We start from the raw sequence: 21,215 nt of genomic DNA, 5'->3' as shown, positions 1-21,215 counted from the left end.
GCGCTCATCGCTTCTTCGCCTTCGCCAGTTCCTTCACCAGAAACTCCGTCAGCACCTCGACCCGCGCGGGGCGCGGGCCGCCGGGCGGCATCACCAGGTGCATCGCGCCTTCCGGCTGGCTCCAGCCCTTCAGCACCACCTCGACCTCGCCCGACGCGATCGCGTCGCCCACGATGAAATCCGGCAGGTCTGCGATGCCGAGCCCGGCGCGCACCGCCGGCAACAGCGCCTCGCCATTGTTGACGCGCAGCTGTCCCGCCGGCCGCACGCTGGCCTGCTCGCCGGCCGCATTGGTGTAGTGCCAAACGCCGGCCGTGGAGAGATAGGCGTAGCCGAAGCATTTGTGCTCGGCGAGATGCATCGGGTGCGTCGGCCGGCCGTGGCGTTTCAGATAGGACGGCGCCGCCACCGTGTAGCGCGGCATGGCGCAGAGCCGGCGCGCGAGCAGCGAGGAGTCCGGCAGCCGCGCGATGCGCAGTGCGAGATCGAAACCTTCGCCGATCAAATCGACGGTGGCGTCGCTCATGTGGAGGTCGATCGAGACCTCCGGATATTGCTCCAGGAACGCCGGCAGCAGCGGCGCGATCTTCTTGACGCCGAACGTCATCGGCACCGCGAAGCGCACCAGGCCGCGCGGCGTCAGCGACTGCGCGAGCGCCTCGGTCTCCGCCGCCTCGCCATCGGCGAGCAGCTGCGCGGCGCGCTCGGACAGCCGCTGACCGGCATCCGTCAGCGCCAGGCGCCGCGAGGTGCGGTTGAACAGCCGCGTGCCTAGACGCTCCTCCAGCCGGCTCACCGCCTTGGAGACGGAGGCCTTGGAGAGGCTCAGCTCCTGCGCGGCGCCGGCGAAGGAGCGCAGCTCGACGACCTTGGCGAAGATCGCCATCGCCTCGAAATCCGGAAGTCGCGCCATTCCTTCAAATCTCTCTTTTGGAAACAATAGGTTTCAATAGTTTCTATTTCTATACTCCGGTCGCCGCCTTATTCCAATGCCCAACGGCACGGCGGCACCGGCCGACCGTTGCAACCACAGGAGCAGACCCATGATCGAACTGAAGCCCTTTGCGGCGCTGGGCGGCGCCGACCACGGCTGGCTCAAGGCCAAGCACCATTTCTCGTTCGCGAGCTACTACGACCCCAGCAACATGGGCCACGGCGCCCTGCGCGTCTGGAACGATGACGAGATCGCACCGAACACCGGCTTCCCCGCGCATCCCCATCGCAACATGGAGATCATCACCTACGTCCGCGAAGGCGCGATCACCCATCAGGACAGCCTCGGCAACAAGGGCCGCACCGAAGCCGGCGACGTCCAGGTGATGAGTGCGGGCAGCGGCATCCGCCACTCCGAGTACAATCTCGAGCCGACCACGACGCGGATCTTCCAGATCTGGATCGAGCCGACCACCGATGGCGGCCAGCCGACCTGGGGCGCCAAGCCGTTCCCGAAGTCCGACCGCTCCGGCAAGCTGGTCACACTGGCGAGCGGCTTCGCAGATGACGGCGACGCGTTGCCGATCCGTGCCAAGGCGCGCGTACTCGGCACCACGCTGAAGGCCGGCGAGACCGCCGAGTACAGCGCCGACAAGGCCCGGCACATCTATCTCGTGCCTGCCGCCGGAAGCGTCGAAGTGAACGGCGTCCGCGTCAACGCTCGTGACGGCGCCGCCATCCGCGACGAGGCCACGCTGAAGATCACGGCGCTCGAAGATTCCGAACTGGTGCTGGTCGACGCCGCTTAAGTCTGTTTCGCGATCCCGGTCGGCTCTCCGGCCGGGACGCCCTCCCCGATCACTCGCATTCCCACGGAGACTTCCATGACCAAGGTTCTCGTTCTCTACTATTCCGCCTACGGCCACATCGAAGCGATGGCCAATGCCGTCGCCGAAGGCGCCCGCGAAGCCGGCGCCACCGTCGACATCAAGCGCGTGCCGGAGCTCGTGCCCGCCGACGTCGCCAAGGCCTCGCACTACAAGCTCGACCAGGCCGCACCGATCGCCAAGGTCGAGGAGCTCGCCAACTATGACGCGATCATCGTCGGCACCGGCACCCGCTTTGGTCGCATGGCCTCGCAGATGGCCAACTTCCTCGACCAGGCCGGCGGCCTCTGGGCCAAGGGCGCGCTGAACGGCAAGGTCGGCGGCGCCTTCACCTCGACCGCGACCCAGCATGGCGGCCAGGAGGTCACGCTGTTCTCGATCATCACCAACCTCTTGCATTTCGGCATGACCATCGTCGGCCTCAACTACGGCTTCGCCGGCCAGATGAAGCTCGACGAGATCACCGGCGGCTCGCCCTATGGCGCGACCACCATCACTGGCGGCGACGGCAGCCGGCTGCCGAGCGAGAACGAGCTGGCGGGGGCGCGCTATCAAGGGCGCGTGATCGCCGAGACCGCAAAGAAGCTGCATGGCTGACGCGACTGGGGCGGCACTTCCGTCACCGGAGCGCCGCCCCATCTCGTCGAAAGAAAGTGAGGGAGTCCGCAATGCCCGCCATGCTCGAACTGGTGACGCTGGCCAGGCTGGCCCGCCATCCTCTGCAGATGATGGCGCGCCATTGGTACTGCAAGGGCCTTTACCGCGCGAGCCGCGGTCAGCGCCGCTGCCCGGAATGCACCGCTATAGCGGCTTGATCTGCACCTTCTTGAACTTCACGACGCCCGAGCCGTATTGCAGGGCGATCGGCCCCGCAGCATGCTTGCTGTCGTCGACGTCGGCGGTCTTCTCGCCGTTGAGCATCACGGTCAGCCGCGTGCCCTTGGCGGTGATCTCGTAGGTGTTCCACTTGCCGCCGGCCTTCGGCATCGGATCGACCTTGGACACGTCGACGATGGCGCCGGTGCCGTATTTCGGATCGGGCCGCTTGTCGAAGATGTTGACCTCGTAGCAGATGTTGGAGTCGATCTTCGTCGACTGGTCGCAACGGATGAAGATGCCGCTGTTGGCGGCGTCGTCGACCCAGAACTCGGCCTTGATCTGGAAATCCTTGTAGCTGGCCTTGGTGACCAGATAGGACGGATCCTTGCCGTCGAGCTTGTCGGCCATCAGCACGCCGTCCTTCGCCTCCCAATTGGCCTTGCCGACCTCGGCGAATTCGACCTTCTTGTCACCGTCGACCAGGGTCACCCAGCCGTCATCGGCGAATGCCGTCCCCCAGCTCGCGCCCGCAATCAACAGTCCGGCCGCAAGCCCGCACAAGCGATACCGCATCGAAACGCCTCCCCGTTTTTGTTTGGTTCGCCGCCACGATAGCAAAGCGCCGGACGAAGCAAACGGGTTTCGATGCTGCATCTGCTCTCTCGTCGAACTACACCGCCGTCGCGCGCGCAAAATCGACATAGATCTCGCGCAGCCGCGCCGCGACCGGGCCAGGCTTGCCGTCGCCGACCGGCTTGCCGTCGATCGTGACCACCGGCTGCACGAACGAGCTCGCGCTGGTGATGAAGGCCTCCTTCGCCGCGAGCGCCTCCTCCACGGTGAACAGCCGCTCCTCGACCTTGAGCTGACGCTCCTCGGCGAGCTTCACCACCGCCTTGCGGGTGCAGCCCGGCAGGATGGCGTTGGAGTTCGGCCTGGTGACGATGACGTCGTCCTTGGTCAGGATGAAGGCGGAGGACGAGCCGCCCTCGGTCACGTGACCATCCTCGACCATCCAGGCCTCTCCAGCGCCGGCGGCCGCAGCCGCCTGCTTCGCCAGCACCTGCGCCAGCAGCGCGACGCTCTTGATGTCGCGCCGCGCCCAGCGGATGTCGGGCACGGTGATGACGCCGATGCCCGCCGTCGCCGAGGGTGCATCGACGATGTTCTTGGCGGTCACGAACATCACCAGCGTCGGCTTGACGTCGCCTTTCGGAAACGGGAAGTCGCGGCCCTTGTCAGCGCCCCGCGTGACCTGCAGATAGACCATGCCCTGGTCGAGCCGGTTGCGCGCGACCAGCTCCTTCTGCAGCGCCTCGATTCGCGCCAGGCTCTCCGGCAGCGCCAGCCCGATCTCGCCGACCGAGCGCTCCAGCCGGGCGAGGTGCGAGGCGCTGTCGACCAGCTTGCCGTCGAGCACCGCCGCCACCTCATAGATGCCGTCGGCGAACAGGAAGCCGCGATCGAGCACCGAGACCTTGGCCTCGGACAGGGGCACGAAGGCGCCGTTGACGTAAGCGATGGGGTCCAAGGCGGTATCTCCTTTCTCATCAGCGCACGCATAGTCCTTAGCATGCGCCGATCGTTTCTCTCGCCGTCATTCCGGGGCGATGCGCAGCATCGAACCCGGAATGACGGGTCTAACTAGTGCGACAAAATCTTCGACAAGAACTGCTGCGCGCGCTCGCTGCGGGGCTGGCCGAAGAACTCATCCTTCTTGGCGTCCTCGACGATCTCGCCGCGGTCCATGAAGATGACGCGGTGGGCGACCTTCCTGGCAAACCCCATCTCGTGGGTCACGACCATCATGGTCATGCCCTCGCGGGCGAGATCGACCATGACGTCGAGCACCTCGCTGATCATCTCCGGATCGAGCGCCGAGGTCGGCTCGTCGAACAGCATGGCGATCGGGTCCATGGCGAGCGCACGCGCGATCGCGACACGCTGCTGCTGGCCGCCCGAGAGCTGCGCCGGAAATTTCTGCGCCTGCTCCTTCAGCCCGACGCGCTCCAGCAGCTTCATGCCCTTGGCGGTCGCTTCCTCGTGGCCGCGCCCCAGCACCTTCTGCTGGGCGAGGCAGAGATTTTCGATGATCTTCAGATGCGGAAACAGCTCGAAATGCTGGAACACCATGCCGACGCGCGAGCGCAGCTTCGGCAGGTTGGTCTTGGGATCATTGACCTTGAGACCATCGATCGTGATCGTGCCGTCCTGGAACGGCTCCAGCGCGTTGACGCATTTGATGAGGGTCGACTTGCCGGAGCCGGAGGGACCGCAGACCACCACCACCTCGCCCTTGGCGACCGATGTCGTGCAGTCCTTCAGCACCTGGAAGCTCGGGCTGTACCATTTGTTGACGTGGCTGATTTCGATCATGGGAGCCGACTACCTGATGATGGCGATGCGCGACTGCAGGCGGCGGACGCCGTAGGACGCGATGCAGGAGATGGTGAAGTAGATCAGGGCCGCGAACAGATACATCTCGACCAGCCGGCCGTCGCGCTGCGCGACCTTGGAGGCGGCGCCGAGGAAGTCCGGGATCGAGAGCACGTAGACCAGCGAAGTGTCCTGGAACAGCACGATGGTCTGGGTCAGCAGCACCGGCAGCATGTTGCGGAACGCCTGCGGCAGCACGACGTAGCGCATGGTCTGCGCATAGGTCAGTCCGAGCGCCGAGGCCGCGGCCGGCTGACCGCGCGAGATCGACTGGATGCCGGCGCGCATGATCTCGGAGAAATACGCCGCCTCGAACATGATGAAGGTGATCAGCGAGGAGGCGAAGGCGCCGACCTTGATCGGCCGCGACGATCCGGTGATCCACTGCCCGATATAGGGGACCAGGAAGTAGAACCAGAAGATCACCAGCACCAGCGGCAGCGAGCGCATGAAGTCGACATAGAGCCCGGCGATCCAGCCCATCACGCGATAGCCGGACAGCCGCATCAGCGCGATCATGGTGCCGAAGACGAGACCGCCAAAAGCCGACAGCGCGGTCAGCGTCAAGGTGAAGGTCATGCCGTCGATGAACAGGTAGCTCAGCGAGCGGCGGATGACGTCGAAATCGAAATTGGCCAGCATCTCATTTGCCCGTGATGTAGCCAGGGATCGCCACCGCGCGCTCCAGCAGGCGCATGCCGATCACGACGATGACGTTGATGACGAGATACATCAGCGTTGCGGCGCTGAACGCCTCGAACACCTGGAAGGAGAATTCCTGCATCTCGCGGGCGGCGCCCGTCAGCTCGATCAGACCGATCGTGATCGCCACGGCGCTGTTCTTGACCGTGTTGAGAAATTCGGACGTCAGCGGCGGCAGGATGATGCGGAAGGCCATCGGCAGCAGCACGTAGCGATAGGCCTGCAAGGTGGTGAGGCCGAGCGCGGTCGCCGCCATCATCTGGCCGCGCGGCAGCGAGCCGATGCCGGCCGCGAGCTGCACCGCGACGCGCGCCGACATGAACAGCCCGATGCCGACCGCGGCCGTATAGAACGGCGCATTCGGCATCTGTTTCAGCCACAGGCCGGCGGTTCGCGGCAGCAACTCGGGCAGCACGAAGAACCACAGGAACAGCTGCACCAGCAGCGGCATGTTGCGGAAGAACTCGACATAGACGAAGCCGATCCAGGTCGCCAATTTCGAGGGCAGACTGCGCAGGATGCCAACGATCGTGCCGCAGATCAGCGCGATCACCCAGGCCGACAGCGAGGTCACGATGGTGACCTTCAGCCCCGACAGCAGCATGTCGAAATAGGTGCCCGCCCCGGTCGGGTTCGGCTCCAGGAAGATGTGCCAGTTCCAGGTGTAGTTCACGGGGGTGTCCTGAAGTGATAGCTCGCGGTCGGTTTACGCAATGTCGCCACGAGCGACACTGCGCTCCCCTTCCCCCGCGCGAAGCGGGGAGGGGTCGGGGTGGGGGTCTCAGCAAAGACTGCCCCTGCGGGCCCCCCTCCCCAACCCTCCCCCACAAGGGGGGAGGGAGCGCACCGGCGTCGCGGCACGAGCTTAATGCGACTTCACCTTACGGCTTGTACGAATCCGGATCCGGCGAGTCCGACGGCTTGGCGAACTCAGCCTTCAGCTCGGCCGAGATCGGGGTGTTCAGGTTCAGGCCCTTCGGCGGGATCTTCTGCATGAACCACTTGTCATACAGCTTGGCGCCCTCGCCGCTGGTGTAGATCTTGGCGGTCGCGGCATCGACGACCTTCTTGAACTGCGGATCGTCCTTGCGGAGCATGATGCCGTAGGGCTCCGGCTTGGAGAACGCATCCTTGGAGATGACGTAGGCGGCCGGATCCTTGGAGCTAGCGACGAGGCTCGACAGCAGGATGTCGTCCATCACGAAAGCCACGGCGCGATCGGTCTCGACCATCAGGAAGGCTTCGGCGTGATCCTTGGCCGGGATGATGTTGATCCCAAGATTGCGTGCGGCATTGGCTTCGGTGAGCTGCTTGATGTTGGTGGTGCCGGCAGTCGACACGACCGTCTTGCCCTTCAGATCATCAATCTTGTTGATGTTGCTCGACTTCTTCGAGACGTAGCGGCTCGCCGTCAGGAAGTGGGTGTTGGTGAAGGAGATCTGCTTCTGGCGCTCGGCATTGTTGGTGGTGGAGCCGCATTCCAGATCGATGGTGCCGTTGGCGAGCAGCGGGATGCGGGTCGACGACGTCACCGGATTGAGCTTCACGTCGAGCTTGTCGAGCTTGAGCTCCTTTTTCACGGCATCGACGATGCCCATGCAGATGTCGATGGCAAAGCCGATCGGCTTCTGATTGTCGTCGAGATAGGAGAACGGGATCGAGGAGTCGCGCACGCCCAGCGTGATCGCACCGGTCTCCTTGATGTTCTTCAGGGTCCCCGTCAGGTCCTCGGCCTGCACCTGGCCGGCGCAGAGCGCGGCGGCGACGGCAAGACCGAATAGGCGAAGCTGCTTCATAACTGATCTCCTCAATCCGGCTGATCGCCGGATGCTTGCATAAACCACAGCGAACTCAAAATGGCCCCCGCCCCCGGACGATCTCCGGCCGGACGAGCGCGGGCACCATAGACCGCCCCGCGGCGGGAAGTTCTCGGACGCTTGCGACAAATTGCCTGTCCCGCGTCCCCTTCGACAAGACGTTCGGGCTGAAACGGCAGCGCCGAACGTCGGGATGGTAAACTACGATCAGCTCGCATGCCCCGCGACCAGACGAAAGTTGCAGGCGGACGGTTCCCGCACGCGGCACGCCCCTCACTCCGGCTCAGGCGGCGGGAGGTGAGCACCAATGATGCCAGGCGATGTGTGCTCATGCCTCCTTCTCGGTTCACAGCGGCTTCCGCAATTCGCCAAGATCCCAGAACAGCCCGGCCATCAGGCCGAGCGCCTCCTCCGTGACATCCAGCAGAATGTGCTCATCCGGCGCGTGCTGCGAGCAGCCCGGATAGGAATGCGGCACCCACATGGTCGGCATCTTCAACACGTCGGCAAACACGTCATTGGGCAGCGAGCCGCCGAAGTTCGGCAGCACGGCGGGCGCCTTGCCGGTGCTCATCTTGATGGAATCCGCGGCCCATTTGATCCAGGGACTGTCGATGTCGGCGCGCGAGGCCATGAAGCCCTGCGTCATGCTGACCTCGATCATCGGGAAGCCATGCGCAACGAGGTGGTTCTTCACGTCCTCCACGATGCTGTCGACCTTGGTGCCGACGACGAAACGCAGCTGCAGCACGGCACGGGCGCGGCCCGGGATCGCATTCGCCGGCTTGTCGATATTGCCGGAGGAGATCGCCAGCACCTCGAGCGTATTCCAGGCATAGAGCCGCTCCGCCGGCGTCAGCCCGTCCTCGCCCCAATTGTCGGACAGCGCCGGCTCGTCGGCGGTCGGCTCGACCTTCACGTCGGCGAGGATGGCGCGGATGGCGTTGGTGAGGCGCGGCGGCTTCAGCGACTCCAGCTTGATGCGGCCCTGGCCGTCGACCAGCGTGGAAATGGCATTGGCGAGAATGGTCGCGGGATTGGCAAGCACGCCGCCCCAATTGCCGGAATGATTGCCGCCCTCGCGCAGGTTGACGTCGAGATGCAGCCGGATGCCGCCGCGGCAGCCGAGAAAGATGGTGGGGCGCGCGGTCGACAGCCGCGGGCCGTCCGAGCCGATGAAGACGTCGGCCTTCAAGGCGTCGCGATGCCGGTCGGCCACCTCTGCGAGATCGGGCGAGCCGATCTCCTCGCCCATCTCGATGATGAATTTGGCATTGAAGCCGAGCTTGCCGCCGCGGGCCTCGCGCACCGCGCGCAGCGCCGCCAAGTTGATGCTGTGCTGGCCCTTGTTGTCGGCGGTGCCGCGGCCATAAAGACGATTGCCCGCTGGCGTCACCGCCCAGGGATCGCGGCCGTCGCGCCATTCGCCGGCCATGCCGTCGACGGTGTCGCCGTGGCCATAGCTGAGCACCGTCGGGGCGCTGTCGCTCTCGTGGTAGGTCGCGATCAGGAACGGCGACTTGCCGCTCGGCGAGGGCACGATCTCGGAGGAAAAGCCGAGCGCGGCAAAGGACGGCGTCAGCTCGTTGGCCAGATACGCCGCGAGGTCGTCCTTGCGCTCGGGATTGAGGCTCTCGGTGCGATAGGCGACCCGGCGGCCGAGCTCGGCCAGGAAGTCACCGCTCGTCAGGCTTTGACGGGCACGGGCGATTGCATCAATCCTGGTCATGGCGCTTTTCCAGTCACAACGAAGGCGGCGTCATATCGGGATCGTGGGCGGAGCGAAAGAGGCTGGGTTTGAATTCAATTGGTCAGCGCATGCGTCTCGGATTATGGAACTGCCATGCCTGGGACTTGACGCGTCGGGCAGCCTTGTCACCGTCCCCGACTTACGCGCTCTCGTTCTCGCGGTGCGGTCGAGCACCCGAGCTATTGGCATGAACACCCTCACGAGACGGAGGGCGCGGGGAATGCCGGGTGAAGGCCTCACCCATGGCCCGCCTGCAGAAAGAAAAGCAGGCGGCAGTCACCACAGGTTCAGCCGAACATCCGGCATTCCCCGCGCGACGGTTTTCACGCTTATAGCGCGCTCTCCCCGGTGTCCGGCTCGATAGCCACCGTCGTCTGCAGGATCATCACCCGCGGACTTGGCGCCAGCATCGGGGCGCCAGGACCACACGCCTTCACGTCCGCCAGATGCCGTTCGTCGGCGCGGGCTTCCCCACGCTGCGGCATGCCCACAGCCGTCGCATCCCCACCTCGCGTGTCGTGACGATCGCGATGCGCCCCTCCGTGTGAGGCGGGATTTCGGGAATAAAGCACATCTTCGGATATTCGTAAAGAATTTTCTCGCGGCTTCTCCGCCCGCCGCCTCCTTCGAGACGCCCGCCTGCGGCGGGCTCCTCAGGACGAGGACCGAGCTTGTGGCGAAATCCTAACCCTCATGGCTGGCGAGATCTCCACCCTCATGGTGAGGAGCGCCGCTTCCCCCGGATGGTCATGACCGAGCGAGCAGGTCGCCGCGGATGAGGTGCGGCGCGTCTCGAACCATCAGGCCAAGCTGTTCAATTCACCGCATTGCTCACCATCACCTCGATCAGCTTCGTGCCCGGCCGCCGGAAGGCCCCCGACAGCACCGACTTCAACTCACTGGGATCGCCGACGCGCAGTGACTCGCAGCCCAGCGATCTTGCCAGCCCGGCGAAGTCCACCGGCGGATCGACAAAGTCCATGCCGATATAGTTGTCGTCGCCGTGGAACGACAGCAGCCGCTGCTTGATGATGCGATAGCCGCCATTGTTGACGATGACGACGGAGAGCGGCAGCTTGTGGTGAGCCGCGGTCCACAGCGCCTGGATCGAATACATCGCACTGCCGTCGCCGGAGTAGCACACCACGGGACGGTCGGGATTGGCGAGGCTGACGCCGACCGAGGCCGGCAGGCCCCAGCCGATGCCACCCGACGCGAGGCCGTGATAGTTGTAGCGGTCGCGGTACGGCCACAGCGCCGTCATGTAGCGCGCGGACGTCAGCCCCTCGTCGACCAGGATGCCATGCTCCGGCATGGCCTGGGCCACCTGCAGCGCGAGATAGTCGGGATCGATCGGCGTTTTGTCGCGTGCCGTCTCGATCTGAGCGGTCAGCGTCCGGCGCCGCGCACTCCAGTTCTTCGACGACAGCTCCGCGATGCGCGCTTGCGCGGTAGCTTGCAGGGACGAACCGCCCACCTCGCGCAGCAGCGGCGTGAGCTGCAGGAGCGTCTCGCGGACGTCGGCTTTCAGCGCGATCTCGGCGCCGAAGTTCTTGCCCAGCTCCCAATCGACCAGGCCGATCTGCACGATCGGCAGTCCCTCCGGCAGCGGCTCGATCTCGCTGTGCACGGACATCCGCAACGGATCGGCGCCGAGCACGATCAGCAGATCATGCGGCGCCAGGAGATCGCGGACCTGCTTCTGCGCGCGCGACAGCGAGCCGATGTAGCAGGGATGCTCGGAGAGGAAATGCGCGCCATAGGGCGCGGACTGCTGATGCACGGGCGCGCCGATCGCGCTGGCGAACTCCGCGGCGGCCTGCAGCGCATCGCTCTTGACGATCTCGTCGCCGGCGATGATCACCGGCCGCTGCGCCTTGAGAATGCGCTGCGCCAGCCCCTGCAACGCGTCCGCGGTCGGCCGCACGCGCGCATCGACCCGCGTCGACCGGCCGAGTTCGATGCCGGCTTCGGCATTGAGGATATCACCGGGCAGCGAGATGAAGACGGGGCCCGTCGGAGGCGTGGTCGCGACCTTGGCGGCGCGCCTGATGATGCGCGGCAGGTCCTCCAGCCTCGTCACCTCGACCGCCCATTTCACCAGCGGCTCGGCCATCCGCACCAGCGGACCGTAGAGCAATGGCTCCATCAGGCCGTGGCCCTGCTCCTGCTGGCCGGCGGTGAGGATCATCGGCGTGCCGGTGAATTGCGCATTGTAGAGCGCGCCCATGGCGTTGCCGAGACCCGGAGCGACGTGGACGTTGCAGGCGACGAGACGTCCCGAGGCGCGGCTGAAGCCGTCGGCGATCGCCACCACCAGGCTCTCCTGCATCGCCATGACGTAGGTGAGATCGGGATGATCCTTCAGCGCATGCATGACCGGCAATTCGGTGGTGCCGGGATTGCCGAACAGATGCGTGATGCCCTCGTCCTTGAGCAGCGCGAGGAAGGCCGAACGTCCGGTGGTGCGGTTTTTCATGTTGCGGTTCCTCCGGCGACGCGGTGTTGTTTGTTGGTGCAAGCCCTCTCCACGTCATGGCCGGGCTTGTCCCGGCCATCCACGTCGGTCGGCACGCTTGGATGGACGTGGATGCCCGGGACAAGCCCGGGCATGACGATGTGGAAAGAGACGAGCGAAGAGCGTCGATCATCATACGCTTCGCTCCTCGCAATGACGTGGAGAGAGCGGAGGCTACGCCTCGGCTGTCTCCTGATACACCGGATAATCCGTGTAGCCCTTCTCCTCGCCGCCGTAGAAGGTCGGGCGGTTGTAGGGCGTCAGCGGCCAGCCGTGCTGCAGGCGGGCGGGCAGGTCCGGATTGGAGATGAAGTAGCGGCCGAAAGCGATGGCGTCGGCATGGCCCGCCTTGATCGCCGCCTCCGCCGGCTCACCGGTGAAGCCGCCGGCGCCGATCAGCACGCCCTTCCAGATCGGACGGAACAGCGCCAGCGCCGACGGCACGTTCTGCCAGTTGACGTCGGCGCGGCCGGCGCCGGAGGAGCGCGGCTCGATCAGATGCAGATAGGCGATGCCGAGCCTGTTCAGCGCCTCGATCGCATGCGTGTAGAGCGGCATCGGGTCGACTTCGCCGGAGCCGTTGGCGATGCCATAGGGCGACAGCCGCACGCCGACCTTGTCGGCGCCGCAAGCGGCGATCACGGCTTCCGTCACCTCGAGCAGGAAGCGGCAGCGGTTCTCAATGGAGCCGCCGTAGCGATCGGTGCGCTGATTGCTGCGCGTCTGCAGGAACTGCTCGATCAGATAGCCGTTCGCACCATGCACCTCGACGCCGTCGAAGCCCGCCGCGATCGCGTTGCGCGCCGCCTGGCCATAAGCCGCGACGAGCGCGGGGATCTCGTCGGACTCCAGCGCCCGCGGCGTCTCGTAGGCCGCCGGCCTGCCGTCCGCCGTCATCGCCTTGAGATCGTCGCCGATCGCGATCGCCGACGGCGCCACCGGCAACGCACCGCCCGGCTGGAACGAGGAATGCGAGACGCGGCCGACATGCCAGAGCTGCAGGAAGATGAATCCGCCCTTGGCATGCACGGCGTCGACGACCTGCTTCCAGCCGGCGACCTGCGCCGCGCTGTAGATGCCCGGCACGTTCGGACTGCCGGTGCCGGTCGGCAGCACCGGCGAGGCCTCGGCGATGATCAGCCCGCCCGGCGTGGCGCGCTGCGCATAATAGTCGACGTTGAGCGGCCGCGGCGCGAGCGTCTCCTTTGCGGCGCGCATGCGGGTCAACGGCGCCATCACGACGCGATGCTTGAGGTGATAAGGACCGATCGTGAGCGGTGAAAACAGCGCAGGCAGCATTTCGTCCCCAGATGTCGTTGCGATTGTCGATTGGCATCATCTTGTTCGCAAAACATGATGGTGGCAATGTCCGCCCCACGTCAGTATGAGCAGACCCTCCATGCCGAAAGCGAACGCCCTGCCCTCGCTCAGCCTGCGCATCGATCTCGATGACGGCAGCCGGATCGGGCCGGGCAAGATCGCGCTTCTGGAGAACATCGCGCAGCACGGCTCGATCTCAGCGGCCGGGCGCGCGATGGACATGTCCTACAAGCGGGCCTGGGACCTCGTCGACGAGATCAACCGGGTATGCCGGCAGCCCGCGGTCGCGCGGCAGACCGGCGGCCGCAATGGCGGTGGCGCGGCGCTGACGGCGTTCGGCGCGCAGCTGGTCGAACGTTACCGGCGCATCGAGCGCGACGCGGCCAATGCCGTGAAGAAGGATCTCGCCGCGCTGCGCAGCGACATCGAGAAGCCACGGAAGGCCCGCGCGGCCAGAACCGCGTCGTAAGCCGGTTCCAGCCGACACGATGCATCTGTGACCGGACTGATGCGGCTCGCGTTGTAGCCGCAAAAAAACCCGTCTTGCCGTCAGCCGGATGATCTTGCGGCCGCGCCGGGACATCATACACCAGCATCTCATCGTCATGCCGGAGAACCTGCCGTGTCTCACCCTGCTCTGTCCGCCGACCACACCGCCGTCATCACCGGAGGCGCCTCCGGCATCGGGCTCGCCGCCGCCATGCGCTTTGCAGAACGCGGCATGAACGTCTGCATCGCCGATATCGACGAGGCCCGGCTGCGCGACGCCGCCGCCAGGCTCGCGGCTGCGACCAAGCGTGGCGAGGCTGCGGTCATGACCGCCACGGTCGATGTGAGCAGCCGGGACAGCGTGGTCGCGCTCGAAACGGCGGTGCGGCAGCGGTTCGGCGCGATCGATGTGCTGATGAACAATGCCGGCATCCAGCCGGGCAGCAAGATGCTTGCCGACGACAATTGGCAGCGCATCCTCGGCGTCAACCTGTGGGGCATCATCCATGGCGCGCAGGTGTTCGCCCCCGGCATGATCGCACAAGGCCGGGCGGCGCTGATCATCAACACCGGCTCCAAGCAGGGCATCACCACGCCGCCTGGCGATCCCGCCTACAACGTTTCCAAGGCCGGCGTGAAGGCGTTCACCGAGGCGCTGCAGCATGAGCTGCGCAACACGCCCGGCTGCCAGGTGACAGCGCATCTGTTCATTCCGGGCTTCGTGTTCACGCCGCTGACCGCCAATGGCCGCGTCGAGAAGCCGGCCGGCGCATGGACGCCAGAGCAGACCGTCGACTTCATGCTGGAGCGCGTCGCGGCCGGCGACTTCTACGTGCTGTGCCCTGACAACGACGTGCCGCGCGCGCTGGACGAGCGGCGCATCCTGTGGGCCGCGGGCGACATCGTCGAGAACCGGCCGCCGCTGTCGCGCTGGCATGCCGACTACGCCGACGCATTCGCGGCCTTCGCAAAGAAATCGCCATGATCCGGCCACATCGCAGCGGCGGCCCGTCGTTGCTCCGGATCTCAGCATCATTTCGCCGGACGCGTCGGATCGTCGCAAGGCGCTCCGCGTGCATTCGGAACGTCCAGCATCGACCGAATCGCGACGGTCGAGCGCTCTTGCAACTCACTGATTTGCCGTGGCGCGACATCGCCGCGGGTCGCGTGCTCTTGAAGCGGCCCCTCACCCGTCAAGCGGTGAGATGTCGCAGCTCTGCGGCAGCGCCCCCCGTATGCCGCACGACAATCTGACGCAGACGCATTCCACATTCCTTGCGCGAAGCAGCCACGAAGCGGGCAGCAGATAGCCCGCATCATCCGCACCCGCGTCAGCCGCGCCCCGTTGCCTCGGCTCATCCGCAGTGGTGCGCAGCCTTGGGGAGTACGTCGGACATGTCGCACCATCATCGTCACCATCACGACAGTCACCACGATCACCATCATCACAACCACCACCATCACAATCATCACTGCCAGCCGGCGCCGATGCCTCCTACGCCCACGCCGCCCACGCCGACAACTCCCACGCCACCGACGCCCGCGCTCGGCTTCGCCGAACTCGGCGTGGTGTTCAACGACGCGACGCGCTTTCTCGAAGGCGGGCTGTGGCGCAACGTGGTCGACGAAGGCGGCCAGGGGCTCGGCAGCGTCTACAACTACACCGGCGATCTCACCGTGATTCAGGATGGCCTGAAGGCGATGGTTGCCGCCAACCAGTTCACCGGGCAGACGCTGACCAACGTCAACAAGATCCTCGCCGACATCACGGTCGCGCAGGATGCCGCGATGGCGTCGGTGACCGGCGGCGGCGCGTTCGGCAGCATCGCGGCCGCGGAGACCGCGCTGCGCAACGCGCATCTCGACATCCTCAACGTCGTCAACAACGATCCGAACCTCGCCGGCAAGGCCACCAACGCCGATGGCGTCACCGGCTTCCTGCAGGCGCCGGCGCTGCTGCCCGAGGGCGTGACGGCCGCAACCGCCGCCAAGGGCACGCTGGCCGAGCTCGGCCTGATCTTCAACGACGCCGCCAACCGGCTGATCGGCGGCGTCAACGACAGCAATGTCGACATCATCCAGGACGATGTCGACGCGCTGATCGCCGGCCTCAATGCGCTGGTCGCCGCCAACCCGCTGCAGTTCGGCGGCCTGACCGGCGTGCACGCGCTCGCCATCATCGACCAGCTCGCGCTCGTCAACACCCACATCAACGGCGCGGCCGGCAATGTCGACATCGGCCGCGCGCTCAACGACGACTTCCTCGACATCATCGACATCGTCGCCGGCGACACCAATCTCGCCAACATGGCGCAGCAGAACGGCCTCAACGGCTGGACCGGATTCGGCGACTTCCTCAATCCGACGCCGGCCTATCAGGACAACCAGGCGCAGACCGATTTCTGGGCCATGTTCATCGCCCAGTCGAACGCGCTCGGCAAAGCCGCCATCGCCGCGGTCAATGCCGGCGACGCCGCCGCGATGGCGAAGGTCACCGCCGACCTGATGACGTTCAAGAAGGACGTCACCGATTTCGACGCTGCGCAGGGCGGCATCTTCCAGGCCCGCTTCGACAACGAGCTGCTCGGCGACCAGAGCACGCTCGGCGCCGAGATCGCCAAGATCCTCGAGGGCTTCCAGGCCGGCAACAAGGCGCTGGTCGCCGCGGCCGCCGACCAGATGCACCAGAACGCAGCCGATGTCGGCGGCAACAACATCCCGGTCAATGGCGGCGCCTACAATGTCGACGGCACCACGATCGGCCAGGTGCTGGCGACCACCGGCGGCGGCAACAGTGCCGACGCCGCCGCCGTCCTGGCGGCCATCACGGCGGCGCCCGCCTCGAACGTGATCATGCTGGCGAGCGCGGCGCCCGCCGCCAGCGCCGCTCCGGCGACCCTCGTCATGGACGGTCCGATGATGGAAGGGCCGATGATGGACATGTCACAGCATCAGCATGCCCACCATCACATGTGGGCGTGACGTCCTGAGGATCAGGCGCCTGCACCAGCAGGCGCCTGACCAGCGCGAGCGCGGTTTCCGTGGCCGGATCGGCCGAGATCACGGAGACCGCGAGCACGATGAGATCGACCGGCCGGTGCGACAGCACGATCACATGCGTCGCATGCCGCGCATCCATCAGCGCCACCATGCGCTCGACGGCCGGATCGGCGACCGCCCGCCGCCACGGCGCATCGGCCCGGCGCAACACGCGGCGCGACGCGAGAAAGTCGCGCAGCAGCGGCGGATCATAGGCGATCAGCTCATCCTCGCGGCAGCGGCGCGCGCTCTCGAAGACCGGCTGGCGGGTGAGCTCGGCGATCAGATCCTCGCGTGTCGCCGCGTTCGACGCCCCGATCGAGTCGAGCACGCCAGGCTCGCCGGCCTGCAGCACCGCGCGCAAGGCGTCGCCAATCAGGCCGATCGTGAGCACGCCGGCCACGGCGACCGCGCAGAAACGCATCAGTTGCGCCGCGTCGACCTCCGGCGACAGCGCGGCCGCGGCAGCGCCGAGCAAGGCGGCGCCGAGGATCCGCAACATTGTCAGCAGCCCGCTTTGGCGCTGCGTCTCCGCGCTGGCGCCGGCGATCAGGATCGCGGTCACCGCCAGCAGCGCGCCCAATGCGCCGAGCCGCACCGGCATGCCCGGCGCCAGCACGCGAAAATCTGTGATGATGAAGGGGATGACCATGATGGCGCCGAAGGCGACGCGATCGATGGCGCGGTTCTCCCACGCCAGCAGGCTCGCGCGGTCGCGGCGAAGCAGCAGCCAGGCGCAGGTCGCAAAGCCCGCGAGCTGAAAGGCTGACAGCACGATTGTGTGGTGGCTTTCGAACGCGACCGGACCGAGCGCGCCGGCGATCGCGAGAGCCGCGCCGCCGGCAAGGGCAATTGCCTTGAGCGCGCGATGCGCGTGCCGGCGCAGCAGGCCTTCCGTCACCACCAGCGCGCCGAGCGGGATCAGCGCCGCCGGAATCAGCGAGATGCGGTCGAGAAAAGCATTGTCCATCCACCAGGCGATGCCGCGCAGCAGGAACAGCGAGGCGACCGTCCCGAGCAGAACGACGAGCCGCGCCGTCAGCGGTCCCCGGGGATCGCGCCGGTGCAGCATCGCGGCGGCCACCGCGAGGCCGATCGCGCCGCAGAGGTTGACGATGGAGTCGGCAACGATGCCGGCCGTCATGGCGTGGGCTCGCCGGTCGGCAGGCGCGGACGCAAGGTGCCGAACGTCCTGGTGTCGTCGAGCCAGTGCACCAGCGGCAGGATCATCCGCTGCAGCGCCAGCACGGCCGAGGTCGCCAGCAGCGCCGGCAGCGAGTCCGAGGGGATCTCGCGCAGCAGATAGCGCCGGGCGGCGGCGAGGTCGATCCGGCCGAGCTGCAGCAGGTCGTCGCCCCTGGTGTAGTCCAGCTCGCGCGCACAGAAGCCGTTGTAGACGGGGTCGCGATGCTTGGGCGCGTCGTCATACGTCTTCTTGAGCGCGTCGGAGCCGCCGGTATAGGCGTTGGTGATGACGAAGCGCTGTTCGTCGAACCCGGCCTCGTCGCCGACGCCGAACACCGCCCGATGCGCCCGCATGATGCCGCGCGCGAGCTGAAGATGCGCAAAGGTCGGCCGGGCCTGCGGCAGCGGCGACGGATAGACGTCGGAGAAGGTCTCGCAGACCATGCCGGCCACCGCCGGCACCTGCGTGACGTTGGAGATCCATTTCGGCCGCAGGCCGTCACGGATGAACAGCAGCAGCGTGGTGAGGCCGTAGAGCACGCCGGAAAGGCCTTTGCCGCGCGCGTCCGGGTCGACCATCACCAGTCCGAGATGCAGCACCTGCTGGGCGTCGCCGTCGCGCTCGACCAGCATCACCGCGAGCGCGTTGAACGCGATCGGCCGGCCGCCCGCCTCCTCCGACACCACGGTGATGATGGCGCGCGCGAGCGGCTCGCGCTGGCCTGAAAAAATGCCATAGGTGAGCTCGCCGGCCGGCAGCGTCTTGCCGGCGATGGTGCGGAGATCGGCCACGAGCGCCGCCAGCGCCGCATCATCCAAGGTCGTCCCCGGGCTCTCGACGATGCGCGTGCGCAACTCCGCGTGGGTTCGGAGCGACAGGTCCATCGCCTCCTGGCCGAGCGCGGTCAGCCAGAAGCTGATGCCGCGTCGGATACGCCCCACTGCTGCGACGATGTTCACTTGTAGACCCACCCGCCAGACCATGCCTGCCGTCACCGGCATCCTAGCATCATGGCCAGATCCGACTGACCTAACCTGACGCCGTTAATGCACGATCATGATGAGAGGCGGAGCGGCGGCAAAGGTAAACGCAGTCTGAATGGCAGCCATGCTTGGGCCGCTCCATCCCTGCCTTGTTCCATGAACGTCCTGCCTCCACGCCGTCATGGCCGGGCTTGTCCCGGCCATCCACGCCGTGCGGCGCCCTCGGAAAAACGTGGATGCCCGGGACAAGCCCGGGCATGACGGAGTAACCAATTGAACGCTTCTGCGTCGCATGCATCTCGTCCGATACGATCGATGCCATAGACCGAGGAAGCAAGGGGGCTGCGACTGCCGGCTTACGCCGCCTTCGACACCTCCATCAGCAGGCGCTCGGCGCGGGCGTCCTCGATGCGGTTGACGAGCTTGCCGCTCTCGTGGCGGTCGCGCAGGGTCTTGGTCAGGGTGACGCAGGTCTGCACCAGCATGACGATGCCCATCGTCAGATAGCCCTTCATCCAGAGATCGATCGGCATGAAGAACACGCCGAGCGCGACGAGGAAGGCGGACGCGGCGAAGGAGGCGTAGGAGAAGGTGATGAAGGCGCTGCTGTGCGGCTGGGTGTTCTGGTTCATGGTCGGCTCCTATGATGGCAGTGGTTGTTGATGCGTTCGATCGGGGGTGACGAAATTCAGTTGGCCGGGGCGGTGCGGCCGGCCTTCAGCCGCGCCAGCACGTCGTCGGCAGTGGTCTTGATGCGCGGGCCAAAGCCCTGCTCGGCGAGCTTCTCGGCTGTCGTGATCGGCCCCGTCGCGGCATCGAGCTCCATGAGCGCCTCGTCCGCGGCTTGCGCCTCGATCTGCCGCTCGCGCAGCCGTTTCAGCGTCGCCTCGGCCTCGGGCAGCGTGCACTCGTAAGGACGCGCCGCCTCGATGCCGCCGCGGCGCAGATTGCGCACGGCCTCGGAGGCGCGCGCGATCCGCCGGCCGCGATCGAGCTCGGCAATGCGCGCCTCGGCGTTGACGACATGCCTCTTCAGCCTCGTGATCTCCGTCGCGAACAGCGCCCGCGCCGTCCTGGCGGCGTCGCGCTCGGCCTCGAGGCCGGCGATCGCCTGCGCCGCCTCGCGGGCCAGATCCTCGCGGCCGCCGTCGAGCGCTGCGGTGGCGCGCACCTCGAGATCGGTGATCCGCGCCAAGGTCGCCTCGAGCCGCTTGCCCTCCTGCTGGTCCTGCGCGATGGCCAGCGCCAGCGCGCGCTTGCTGCGTTCGACAGCGGCGGCGGCGTCACGCAGCTGCTGATCCAGGATCACCAGCGCGGTACGGTCCTGCAGCTCCTCCTCCGCGACGGCCACGGTGCCCCGAAACAGCGTCAGAACGGTCTTGAACATTGTGAACTCCCTGTTATGAGCATCGCTCATAGGATTTCTTCTAGCGCAATCATGAGCGGCGCTCAAGAATTATTTTGAGCGACGCTCAATATTTTGGTCGACAATGTCCAAGACACTGGAAAGACGCGCAAAACAGCGCGAAGCCCTGATCGAGGCTGCCGAGCGGATGATCCGCACGCGGGGTCTCGCCGGCCTGAAGACGCGCGATCTCGCCCAGGAGATCGGCGTCGCCAATGGCGCGGTCTACAATCTCGTCGCCGATGTCGACGAGCTCGTGCTGATGGTCGGATCACGCACCTTGGCGCGGCTCGATGCCAACCTGTCCGCAGCCGAGGGCGCGGGACCTCCCGGCCCCGAGGCTGCGCTGGTGCGCATCGCGATCGCCTATTGCGACTTCGCCGCCCACAATCTCGAGCTCTGGCGCGCGCTGTTCGAACATCGCATGGCGCCCGAGAAGCCGCTGCCGGACTGGGCCATCGCCGACCAGATGCACCTGTTCCGTCACATCCACCAGCCGCTGGCGGCGTTGTTTCCGCAGCGCTCGTTCGACGACATCAGCGTCACCGCGCGCAGCCTGTTCTCGGCCGTCCACGGCATGGTCGCGCTCGGCTTGGAGCAGAAGCTGATCGCGGTGCCGCTCGCCGCCTTGCGCGCGCAGATCGCGACCATGGTGAAGGCGATGGTGACGGGACTGGTGGCGGAGGAGAAAGCCGGCCACTGACGAGAGGCTTTGCGCCGGGCGAACAGCATCGTCGGCACCTGATGCCAACCATCAGGCTCGACTGCTTCACGTCTACTTGTTGTCTTAGCTAATTGCCCTCATGGCGGCGCAGCTCTCTCGTTGTTCAGCCGGAATTGACGGCGCGAACAAACAACCGCCGCATTGCTTCGCAGTATCATGTCGACGTTCGGACTTGTTCCAGACAACATGTCTGGGACAGTCGAGCCA

At 66.3% G+C, this 21,215-nt stretch carries 21 protein-coding genes; 7 read left to right on the top strand and 14 right to left on the bottom strand.

Going from position 1 to position 21,215, the window contains the following annotated elements:
- Window positions 1–4: 4 nt before the first annotated feature.
- Window positions 5–913, bottom strand: a complete 909-nt coding sequence (locus tag QX128_RS04890; protein WP_315801882.1) for a LysR family transcriptional regulator — start codon at window positions 911–913, stop codon at window positions 5–7.
- Window positions 914–1,043: 130 nt separating this feature from the next.
- Between QX128_RS04890 and QX128_RS04885 the strand changes: the two genes are divergently transcribed.
- The 3 genes from QX128_RS04885 to QX128_RS04875 all read left to right on the top strand — a co-directional run bounded on the left by QX128_RS04885 (window position 1,044) and on the right by QX128_RS04875 (window position 2,635).
- Window positions 1,044–1,742, top strand: a complete 699-nt coding sequence (locus QX128_RS04885; protein WP_315753387.1) for a pirin family protein — start codon at window positions 1,044–1,046, stop codon at window positions 1,740–1,742.
- A gap of 75 nt (window positions 1,743–1,817) precedes the next feature.
- Window positions 1,818–2,417: an NAD(P)H:quinone oxidoreductase gene (gene wrbA / locus QX128_RS04880; protein ID WP_316236826.1), complete on the top strand. Its 600-nt coding sequence runs from the start codon at window positions 1,818–1,820 to the stop codon at window positions 2,415–2,417.
- 71 nt (window positions 2,418–2,488) lie between these two features.
- Window positions 2,489–2,635, top strand: coding sequence for a hypothetical protein (locus QX128_RS04875; RefSeq protein ID WP_315801879.1), 147 nt, complete (start codon window positions 2,489–2,491; stop codon window positions 2,633–2,635).
- Here the strand turns inward: QX128_RS04875 and QX128_RS04870 are convergent.
- From QX128_RS04870 to QX128_RS04830, 9 genes are all read right to left on the bottom strand, one after another.
- Window positions 2,622–3,212, bottom strand: a complete 591-nt coding sequence (locus QX128_RS04870; RefSeq protein WP_316236825.1) for a DUF1080 domain-containing protein — start codon at window positions 3,210–3,212, stop codon at window positions 2,622–2,624. The genes QX128_RS04875 and QX128_RS04870 overlap by 14 nt on opposite strands.
- Window positions 3,213–3,309: 97 nt before the next feature.
- A complete protein-coding gene (locus QX128_RS04865) occupies window positions 3,310–4,170 on the bottom strand; it encodes a D-amino-acid transaminase (protein WP_315801877.1) in 861 nt (286 codons plus the stop codon).
- A 113-nt stretch (window positions 4,171–4,283) separates the two neighbouring features.
- Window positions 4,284–5,015 (bottom strand): amino acid ABC transporter ATP-binding protein, encoded by a 732-nt coding sequence (locus QX128_RS04860; RefSeq protein ID WP_316179526.1) that lies wholly within the window; start codon window positions 5,013–5,015, stop codon window positions 4,284–4,286.
- Window positions 5,016–5,024: 9 nt separating this feature from the next.
- On the bottom strand, window positions 5,025–5,717 hold the full coding sequence (locus tag QX128_RS04855; RefSeq protein ID WP_315801875.1) for an amino acid ABC transporter permease: 693 nt from the start codon (window positions 5,715–5,717) through the stop codon (window positions 5,025–5,027).
- Between the two features lies 1 nt (window position 5,718).
- Complete coding sequence (locus QX128_RS04850) at window positions 5,719–6,450, bottom strand: amino acid ABC transporter permease (RefSeq protein ID WP_315801874.1); 732 nt, start codon at window positions 6,448–6,450, stop codon at window positions 5,719–5,721.
- Window positions 6,451–6,658: 208 nt separating this feature from the next.
- Window positions 6,659–7,573: an amino acid ABC transporter substrate-binding protein gene (locus QX128_RS04845; protein WP_315801873.1), complete on the bottom strand. Its 915-nt coding sequence runs from the start codon at window positions 7,571–7,573 to the stop codon at window positions 6,659–6,661.
- 367 nt (window positions 7,574–7,940) lie between these two features.
- Window positions 7,941–9,323, bottom strand: a complete 1,383-nt coding sequence (locus tag QX128_RS04840) for a M20 family metallopeptidase (RefSeq protein ID WP_316236824.1) — start codon at window positions 9,321–9,323, stop codon at window positions 7,941–7,943.
- Window positions 9,324–10,158: 835 nt separating this feature from the next.
- Entirely contained in the window at window positions 10,159–11,823 is a 1,665-nt protein-coding gene (locus QX128_RS04835; RefSeq protein ID WP_316217156.1) for a thiamine pyrophosphate-binding protein, read from the bottom strand.
- Between the two features lie 213 nt (window positions 11,824–12,036).
- Window positions 12,037–13,161 carry an alkene reductase gene (locus tag QX128_RS04830; protein ID WP_316236823.1) on the bottom strand — a complete coding sequence of 375 codons (1,125 nt, stop codon included), beginning with the start codon at window positions 13,159–13,161 and terminating at the stop codon, window positions 12,037–12,039.
- A gap of 100 nt (window positions 13,162–13,261) precedes the next feature.
- Here QX128_RS04830 and QX128_RS04825 point away from each other — a divergent pair, with 100 nt between their 5' ends.
- From QX128_RS04825 to QX128_RS04815, 3 genes are all read left to right on the top strand, one after another.
- Window positions 13,262–13,651 (top strand): winged helix-turn-helix domain-containing protein, encoded by a 390-nt coding sequence (locus QX128_RS04825; RefSeq protein WP_316236822.1) that lies wholly within the window; start codon window positions 13,262–13,264, stop codon window positions 13,649–13,651.
- 153 nt (window positions 13,652–13,804) lie between these two features.
- On the top strand, window positions 13,805–14,656 hold the full coding sequence (locus QX128_RS04820; RefSeq protein WP_316236821.1) for an SDR family NAD(P)-dependent oxidoreductase: 852 nt from the start codon (window positions 13,805–13,807) through the stop codon (window positions 14,654–14,656).
- A gap of 410 nt (window positions 14,657–15,066) precedes the next feature.
- Window positions 15,067–16,653, top strand: coding sequence for a hypothetical protein (locus tag QX128_RS04815; RefSeq protein WP_316236820.1), 1,587 nt, complete (start codon window positions 15,067–15,069; stop codon window positions 16,651–16,653).
- Here QX128_RS04815 and QX128_RS04810 read toward each other — a convergent pair.
- The 4 genes from QX128_RS04810 to QX128_RS04795 form a co-directional block, all read right to left on the bottom strand.
- Window positions 16,574–17,854 carry a hypothetical protein gene (locus QX128_RS04810; RefSeq protein WP_316236819.1) on the bottom strand — a complete coding sequence of 427 codons (1,281 nt, stop codon included), beginning with the start codon at window positions 17,852–17,854 and terminating at the stop codon, window positions 16,574–16,576. The two genes, QX128_RS04815 and QX128_RS04810, sit on opposite strands and share 80 nt — an antisense overlap.
- The gene (locus QX128_RS04805; protein ID WP_316236973.1) at window positions 17,851–18,855 is read right to left on the bottom strand and encodes a hypothetical protein; all 1,005 of its coding nucleotides are present in this window, start codon (window positions 18,853–18,855) and stop codon (window positions 17,851–17,853) included. The genes QX128_RS04810 and QX128_RS04805 overlap by 4 nt, the downstream gene beginning before the upstream one ends.
- A 380-nt stretch (window positions 18,856–19,235) precedes the next feature.
- On the bottom strand, window positions 19,236–19,511 hold the full coding sequence (locus QX128_RS04800) for a YiaA/YiaB family inner membrane protein (RefSeq protein ID WP_315716622.1): 276 nt from the start codon (window positions 19,509–19,511) through the stop codon (window positions 19,236–19,238).
- A 56-nt stretch (window positions 19,512–19,567) separates the two neighbouring features.
- Entirely contained in the window at window positions 19,568–20,266 is a 699-nt protein-coding gene (locus QX128_RS04795) for a PspA/IM30 family protein (RefSeq protein WP_316236818.1), read from the bottom strand.
- Window positions 20,267–20,369: 103 nt separating this feature from the next.
- On the opposite strand from QX128_RS04795, the gene QX128_RS04790 reads away from it, so the two are divergent.
- Window positions 20,370–20,987, top strand: coding sequence for a TetR/AcrR family transcriptional regulator (locus QX128_RS04790; RefSeq protein WP_315801864.1), 618 nt, complete (start codon window positions 20,370–20,372; stop codon window positions 20,985–20,987).
- Window positions 20,988–21,215 lie beyond the last annotated feature (228 nt).

The organism is Bradyrhizobium sp. SZCCHNR1015 (genome assembly GCF_032489875.1).
Taxonomy (GTDB): Bacteria; Pseudomonadota; Alphaproteobacteria; order Rhizobiales; family Xanthobacteraceae; genus Bradyrhizobium.
The sequence above is the reverse complement of the archived record's forward strand: the minus strand, read 5'-3'. Positions and strand labels throughout refer to the sequence as shown.